The sequence below is a fragment of the Bradyrhizobium sp. P2_E8 genome (genome assembly GCF_056403875.1).
The window spans coordinates 1-7653 of the sequence record NZ_JBFUES010000289.1 but is presented as its reverse complement, the minus strand read 5'-3'; the positions used below and the strand labels follow the sequence as shown (position 1 = coordinate 7653).

The window sequence follows — 7653 nt, the reverse complement described above, 5'->3', positions numbered from 1 at the left end:
TTCCGCCACCGCGTCGACGCATTGTCCATCACCAATGGCACGGTGGATGGCGTCGGCGGCGCCGTTCTCGCGCCTGACGATGTCGAGCGCGGCAAGAGTTCCTCGCGCAATGTCATCGGGGAGTTTGCACTGAAGGCGCAGGCCGTGATCGTCGCCTCCGGCGGCATCGGCGGCAATCACGAGCTGGTGCGGCAGAACTGGCCCGAGCGACTTGGCGAGCCGCCGAAATTCATGATCTCCGGCGTGCCCGAACATGTCGACGGCCGCATGATCGGCATCACGGAGAAGGCGGGCGCGCGGCTGATCAACCGCGACCGCATGTGGCATTATGTCGAGGGCATCCAGAACTGGTCACCGATCTGGCCACGCCACGGCATCCGCATCCTGCCGGGGCCCTCGTCCATGTGGTTCGACGCCACGGGCACGCGGCTGCCGGCGCCGCTGTTCCCCGGCTCCGATACGCTCGGCCAGCTCAAATACATCATGTCGACGGGCTATGATTATTCCTGGTTCATCCTGACCCAGAGCATCATCAAGAAGGAGTTCGCGCTGTCGGGCTCGGAGCAGAACCCTGACCTCACCGGCAAGAGCTGGCGCATGACGCTGCGCCGCGCCACCAACAAGGGCGCGCCGGCGCCGGTAGAAGCATTCAAAAGCCATGGTGTCGACTTCATCGTGCGTGACAAGATCGACGATCTCGTTGCGGCGATGAACAAGCTCGCCGGCAGTGACCTCCTCAGGCTCGAGCACATCAAGATGCAGATCGAGGCGCGCGACCGCGAGATCGCCAATCCCTACGTCAAGGATGCGCAGGTGATGAACATCCACAATGCGCGCCGCTATATCGGCGACAAGCTGATCCGCACCGCCTCCCCGCACCGCATCCTCGATCCCGCACACGGACCGCTGATCGCGGTCAAGCTCAACATCCTCACCCGCAAGACGCTCGGCGGCTTCGAGACCGATCTCGACTCGCGCGTGTTCGGCAGCGAGGGCAGCGTCATTCCCGGCCTCTACGCGGTCGGCGAAGCAGCGGGCTTCGGCGGCGGCGGCGTGCACGGCTATCGCTCCCTCGAAGGCACTTTCCTCGGCGGCTGCCTGTTCTCGGGCCGCAACGCGGGCCGCGCGGCGGCGAAGACGGTGGGGTAGATCGTGCGGCGGTGGATGCATATCGGGGCGCTTCTCGCCGGCTTCGCCGCCGCCCCGGCGGCGTCGGCCGACACCATCGACGTCAACGGCGTGATGCGGTCCTACACCGTGCAACTGCCGGCGAAGCGACTTGTGCCGCTGGTGGTCGTGCTGCATGGCAAGACCCAGCGCGGCGCCGACATGGTTGCACGGACGGCGTGGCCCCAGGTCGCAAAGCGCGAAGGTTTCGCGGTGGTCTTTCCGGACGGGCTCAACCATGCCTGGGCCGATGCGAGGACGAAGGCGGGACCARCGCTCCGTGGCCCGCCCGAGGGCACCGACGACGTCGCCTTCATCGCGAAGCTCGTCGAGAAACTGGTGGCGAACGGCACGGCCGACCCTGGCCGCGTCTATGTCGCCGGCATCTCCAATGGCGGTGCCATGGCGATGACGCTTGCCTGCGCGCGCGCCGATCTGTTTACGGCCGGTGCGAGCGTGATCATGAACCTCACCGACGAAGCCGCGGTCACGTGCCATCCGTCGCGGCCGCTGCCGATGCTGATCATGAACGGCACGGCCGACCCGCTGGTGCCCTACGAGGGCGGACGCGGATCGGGCTATTTTGCCGCAGACGGATTCTGGTCGACCGAGGAGACGCTGGCATTCTGGCGCAAGCTCAACGGCTGCGAGGCCGATGATGCCACCGTGACCGAAATGCCCGACAGGGTGCCCGCGGACCAGTCCACGGTCACGCGGATCGCCTCGCGCTGCCCCAGGGGGCACGACGTCGTGCTCTATCGCGTCAACCATGGCGGGCATCGCATGCCCGGCTTCGCTCCGGACGCCCGCTTCCCCAAGGTCGCAACCAGCCTGCTCGGGCCACAGAACAGCGACATCGACGGCGCCGAGACGATCTGGACGTTCTTCAGTCAGTTTCCTTAGGGAATGCGCATGCGTGCCCGGCAACGCATGCGTGCCTGGGGTGGCTGAGCGCGGGGGGCTGCGCTAGACAGGGCCGCCATTCCACCAGGAGATCCCAAATGAGCATTCAGCGTTTTGAAGCCGGCCCGCGCATGAGCCAGGTCGTCGTGCACGGCAACACCGTCTATCTCGCCGGTGTCGTCGCCAACAAGGCCGGCGGCGAAAGCGTGACGAAGCAGACCCAGGACATCCTGGCGACGATCGACGGCCATCTCGCCAAGGCCGGCACCGACAAGTCGAAGCTGCTCTCGGCCACGATCTACATCACCGACATGAAGACGTTTGGCGAGATGAATGCGGTGTGGGACGCCTGGGTCTCCCCCGGCAACACCCCGGCCCGCGCCACCGTCGAAGCCAAGCTGGCGGCGCCGCAATACACCGTCGAGATCATGGTGACGGCGGCGAAGTAATCTTCGCGAACCAGCCGCATGCCAATGGAGCGCGATGAGACCATCATCGCGCTTCATTTTTTTTTGCGCACGCCGATGACCTCGGAGGTAATCGATCAGCACGCGCAAACCTTCGATAGTGACGAGCAGCCGAATACGGCGTCACCGAAGGAGAGCACCATGACCGACCACGTCACCATTGCCCGCCGCTACATCGAGCTCTGGAACGAGCGCACGACAAGCCGCCGGCGCGAACTGCTCAGCGAGAACTGGGCGGCGGATGCGAGCTATGTCGACCCGCTGATGAAGGGCGACGGCCAGGACGGCATCGACGCGCTGATCGCGGGCGTGCAACAGCGCTTTCCCGATTTCAAGTTCAAGCTGATCGGCGAGCCCAACGGCTACGGCGATCAACTGCGCTTCAGCTGGGGCCTTGGCCCTGACGGCGTCGACAGCCCGATCAAGGGCACCGATTTCGCCGTGCTGAAGGACGGCCGCATCAGCAGCATCACCGGATTTCTGGACCAGGTGCCCGCGGGCGCGTGAGGTGCGAGCGTTCCCTCAAACTCTGTCGTCGTCCCGGCGCAGGCCGGGACCCATAACCCCAGGGAGTGGTTTGGCGAAGATTCGTCGTTCGGTGCTCCTGCCTGGGCACCCCGAGAGATCACGCGGTATGGGTCCCGGCATGCGCCGGGACGACACCTTTGGTTCGGCACGAGCTTCACTCATGCAACCGTCAACCGATACGCAGCCTTCGCATTCACGCCGAACGCCTTCTCGCGCACACTGGAGCCTAGCTTCGCCAGACACGCCTCCAGCGCGCCCTTGATCTCGCCGTAGCTGCCCGCAAGCAGGCACACCGGCCAGTCGGAGCCGAAGATCAGGCGATCCTCACCGAAGCAATTTGCGGCGTGCTGGACGAACGGAAACAGCCGCTCCGCATCCCAATCATTCCACTTCGCCTCCGTCGCGAGCCCGGAGATCTTGCACCAGACATTGCCGCAGGCGGCGAGCGCCTTGATGCGATCGGCCCATTCGGCGCTTCCGCCAGAAGCGATCGGCGGCTTGGCGGCATGGTCGAGCACGAAGCGCGCGTTGGGAAAGGCCTGCGCGGTCGCGATCGCCGCCGGCAATTCGCGGGTGCGGACGAGGAAATCGTAAGTGAGATCGCGGGCGAACAATGCGGTGAGCCCGCGCTGGACGTCCTCGCGGAGCAGCCAATCGGGATCGGCCTCGTCATGAACCTGGTGGCGGATTCCGACCAGCTTGTCGCCGCCCGGCCCTGCGCGCAGCCGGTCGAGCGTGTCACCAAGCGCGGCATCGGTCAGATCGACCCAGCCGACCACGCCGACGACGAAGGGCGTTGCATGCGCGATGCGCAAAAATTCCTCAGTCTCCTCCAGCGCGGAGCGGCACTGCACCACCATGCTCGCATCGATGCCATTCGCTTTCAGAAGTGGCGCGAGATCGGCGGGCCCGAAGGGCCGGCGGATCGGCGCGAGTTCTGCCGCGTCCATCCAGGGATAGTCGGCACGCGCCGGATCCCAGAAATGCTGGTGGGCGTCGACGATCATGGCTCACGCTCCACCCGGCAGCGGCGACCGCGCGTCGACGAGTTTCCGCGCACGCAACTCCTGCCAGAAGGCCGGCGGCACCGGCGCCTGCGACATCGCGATGTTGTCGGCGACCTCGGCGGCATTGCGCGCGCCCAGCACGGCGACCGTCACGGCCGGATGGGCCATGCAGAACTGGAGCGCGGCGGCCTTCAGCTCGGTCCCGTGCTTGCGACAGAGCTCGTCGAGCTCGAGCGCCCGCGCGACCAGCGCAGCGTCGGCATCCTCATAGTTGAACTTCGCGCCGGTGCGGGGGTTGGCCAGAATGCCGCTGTTGTAGATGCCGCCGAGCAGGATGCCGATGTTCTTGGCCTGACAGAGAGGAAACAGCGCATCCAGCGCGCCCTGGTCGAGCAGCGTGTAGCGGCCGGCGAGCAGGAAGCAGTCCACCGGCACGGTTTCGGCAAAACGGGCCAGCATCTCCGACTGGTTCATGCCGGCGCCGATCGCCTTGACCGTGCCTTCTGCGCGCAGGCGCTGGAGCGCGCGGAAGGCGCCGGCGACGGCGTCGTCGTAATGATCGTCGGGATCATGCACGAGCAGGACATCGACGCGGTCGAGCCCGAGGCGCAGCAGGCTCTCCTCGACCGAGCGCATCACCCCGTCATGAGAGAAGTCGAACACCGGCCGCTCGCGCTGACCGCTCTTGTAGTGATCGTCCTCGCCGGCAGCGCCATCGGGTGCGCGCAGCAGGCGGCCGACCTTGGTCGAGATGACGTAGGAGTCGCGCGGCTGTTGCCGCAGGAATGCGCCGAGCCGACGTTCCGCGAGACCAAAACCGTAGAGCGGCGCGGTGTCGTAGAAGCGGATGCCGGCCGACCAACCCCGTTCGAGCGTCGCTTGCGCATCGGCATCGCTGACCGGTGCAAACAATCCACCGAGCGGGGCGGAGCCGAGGCCGATTGACGTGACATCAAGGGGGCCGAGCCGCGACCGTTTCATCCCAATTTCCTTCCGGTAGCCTAAATCACCTCTCCCGCTTGCGGAAACCGCAAGCGGGAGAGGCACGCAGGAGCGCGGGGCTGGCGGCGCTCCTACTTCAGCATCTGCGCAACGTTGTCCTTCGTCACGAGATCGAGGCCGGTATAGATGACCTCCGGCACCTTCCCACCCTTCTTGATTGCGAGCAGCGTGTCCATCGACTTCTCGCCCATTTCGAACGGGCGCTGGCCGGTGAGGGCGTTGGAGTAGCCGTCGCGCAGCAGCTCAAGCTGCATCTTCAGCGTATCGGCGACGACGAGCGTGAACTTGCCGGCCTCGATGTCCTTCTTGTTCTTGTTGACGAAGGCCTTGTAACCTTCGGGTGCAAACATCGGCCAGCCGCCGATCGGCACGATGGCGCCGAGATCCGGCGTCGCCGTGCGCAAATCGGCCATCTGCTGGATCGCGAGCGCGGGATCGTCGTTGCAGAAGGTCGGAGAGCCCTGGACCTCGACCCACTTCGTTCCCTTGAGCGACTCACGGACGCCGTCGACACGCTCGGCAAGGTTCTTCGCGCCGGGACCGCCGGATACGATCGCATACTTGCCGCCTTCGGGCTTGAGCTGGGCCAATTGCTTGCCGAGCGCCAGACCGAAGTCCTTGTTGTTGGTGCCGATATAGGCGATGCGCTTGGAGCCCGGCGCGTCCGCATCGAAGGTGATGACGGGAATGCCGGCCGCCGTTGCTGCCTCGATCGACTTGGTCATGGCCGCGACGTCGGCAACCGAGATCGCGAGCCCATCCACCTTCTGCGTGACGAAGTCCTGGATGATCTGCGCCTGCGTCGCCGGTTCGTGTTCGACCGGTCCCTTGTAGATGCACTCAACGTTGCCGAGTTCCTTGGCTCGCTTCAGGCAGCCGTCGCGCGCCACGTCGAAGAACGGATTGTTCATCGCCTTGGGCACGATGGCGAACTTGTAGGTCTGGGCAAATGCCGGGGTCGCCATCATCGCGATGGTCACGCCGGCCAACAGAAGCTTCTTCATTACTTTCCCTCCACACTTTGTTGCCTATCCATTTGTGATGCGATGGTCCGGTAGGCGGATAGACGATGTTTCGTTGTCCTTCCGGATTAACTCGTTAAGTCATGCGCGAGCGGATACGGTCGACCAGCACGGCAAGGATGATGATCACGCCCACCAGCGTCTGCTGCCAATAGGAGTTGACCTGCGCGAGCACGAGGCCGTTACGGATCACTTCGAGCAACACACAGCCGACGATGGCACCGAGCGGACCGCCGATGCCGCCGGCGAGGTTGGCGCCGCCGATCACGGCGGCCGCTATCACGTTGAGCTCGTAGGAAGTCGCCATGTYGGCGGGTGCCGATCCGAGCCAGCCGGAGATGATGATGCCCTGGAGGCCTGCGGCGAGCGCGCAGATCACATAGACCTCGATCTTCACACGCACCACCGGGATGCCGGTGAGTTCAGCCGCCTTCTCGTTGCCGCCGAGTGCGAAGACGTGGCGGCCGAACGAGGTGTGGTGCAGCACCACCGCCATCGTCAGCGCGAGGATCACGAGATAGATGAAGGGCGCAGGCACGCCAAGCACGTCGCCCGAGGTGAGCGCATAGAAGTAATCGGCGTCCGGCCCGCCCGGAAAGCTGCCGCGGCCGTTGGAGACGACATAACCGAGGCCGCGCACAATCGAGAGCATGCCGAGCGTGGTGACGAAGGGCGACAGCCCGAGCACCGCGATGCAGAAGCCGTTGACGAGCCCGACGAGAAACGCGATCGCGAGGCCCGCAACGATCGAGACGACCAGGATCAGGCCCGGCAGATTCGCCACCACGGTCTTGCCGTCGGCCGCGAGGTGCACGAACAGCGAAGCGCCGGGCATGCCTGGCGTCGAGAGGCCCGACATGACCATCGATGTGATCATGGCGGAGAAGCACATCAGCGAGCCGACTGAGAGATCGATACCGCCGGTAATGATGACGAAGGTGACGCCCAGGGTGGCAATGGCGATAAAGGAAAAGTTCTTCGCCACGTTCTGCATATTGCCCTGGGTGAAGAAATAGGGGCTGGCAAAATGCATCACGACCATCAGCACCAGGAGCGCTAGCAGGACGTATCCGGTCTGGGAGGCGAAGATGCCACGCCGCCACCATTTGATCTCGCCGACATTCGAGAAGCTTACCGGGGATTCCAACTGCATGGCCATTACGCCGCCTCCTTCGCGCCGGTGATAAGGGCGGTGACTTCCTCGGGGGACGTCGTATGGATCGCCTTGTCGGCGCGCTTCTCGCCGCGGCGCATGACGATCACGCGGTCGCACACCGCGAACACGTCGGGCATGCGGTGCGAGATCAACATGACCGCGACGCCCTGCTCCTTCAGCCGGTGAATCAGGCTCAGCACCTGCTCGACCTGGCGGACCGAGATCGCAGCGGTCGGCTCGTCCATCATCACCAGCCTCGCATTTGAGAGCCGCGTCCGCGCGATCGCGACCGCCTGGCGCTGGCCGCCCGACATCTGCTTGACGAGATCGTAGGGCCGCGTTTCCGATCGCAGCTCGCCGAACAATTCCAGCGCACGCGCCGCCATCGCCTTGTGGTCGAG

9 protein-coding genes are annotated in these 7653 nt (G+C 65.1%); 4 read left to right on the top strand and 5 right to left on the bottom strand.

What is annotated here, in order from left to right:
* The 4 genes from AC1D00_RS17630 to AC1D00_RS17615 all read left to right on the top strand — a co-directional run.
* A partial coding sequence (locus AC1D00_RS17630) for an FAD-binding dehydrogenase (RefSeq protein ID WP_477011535.1) occupies positions 1-1149 on the top strand: 1149 nt, incomplete at its 5' end.
* A gap of 3 nt (positions 1150-1152) precedes the next feature.
* Complete coding sequence (locus AC1D00_RS17625; RefSeq protein WP_477011534.1) at positions 1153-2070, top strand: CE1 family esterase; 918 nt, start codon at positions 1153-1155, stop codon at positions 2068-2070.
* 98 nt (positions 2071-2168) lie between these two features.
* Complete coding sequence (locus AC1D00_RS17620) at positions 2169-2519, top strand: RidA family protein (protein WP_135176206.1); 351 nt, start codon at positions 2169-2171, stop codon at positions 2517-2519.
* Positions 2520-2678: 159 nt separating this feature from the next.
* On the top strand, positions 2679-3044 hold the full coding sequence (locus tag AC1D00_RS17615) for a nuclear transport factor 2 family protein (protein WP_167771076.1): 366 nt from the start codon (positions 2679-2681) through the stop codon (positions 3042-3044).
* Between the two features lie 179 nt (positions 3045-3223).
* Here the strand turns inward: AC1D00_RS17615 and AC1D00_RS17610 are convergent, their stop codons facing one another.
* From AC1D00_RS17610 to AC1D00_RS17590, 5 genes are all read right to left on the bottom strand, one after another.
* Positions 3224-4072, bottom strand: coding sequence for an amidohydrolase family protein (locus AC1D00_RS17610; RefSeq protein ID WP_477011533.1), 849 nt, complete (start codon positions 4070-4072; stop codon positions 3224-3226).
* 3 nt (positions 4073-4075) lie between these two features.
* Positions 4076-5053 (bottom strand): aldo/keto reductase, encoded by a 978-nt coding sequence (locus AC1D00_RS17605; RefSeq protein WP_404551201.1) that lies wholly within the window; start codon positions 5051-5053, stop codon positions 4076-4078.
* Between the two features lie 92 nt (positions 5054-5145).
* Entirely contained in the window at positions 5146-6078 is a 933-nt protein-coding gene (locus AC1D00_RS17600) for a sugar-binding protein (protein WP_404551203.1), read from the bottom strand.
* A 94-nt stretch (positions 6079-6172) separates the two neighbouring features.
* Positions 6173-7255, bottom strand: a complete 1083-nt coding sequence (locus tag AC1D00_RS17595) for an ABC transporter permease (RefSeq protein WP_477011532.1) — start codon at positions 7253-7255, stop codon at positions 6173-6175.
* Positions 7255-7653 (bottom strand): ATP-binding cassette domain-containing protein (locus tag AC1D00_RS17590; protein ID WP_477011531.1); only part of this gene is annotated, 399 nt, incomplete at its 5' end. The genes AC1D00_RS17590 and AC1D00_RS17595, both read right to left, overlap by 1 nt.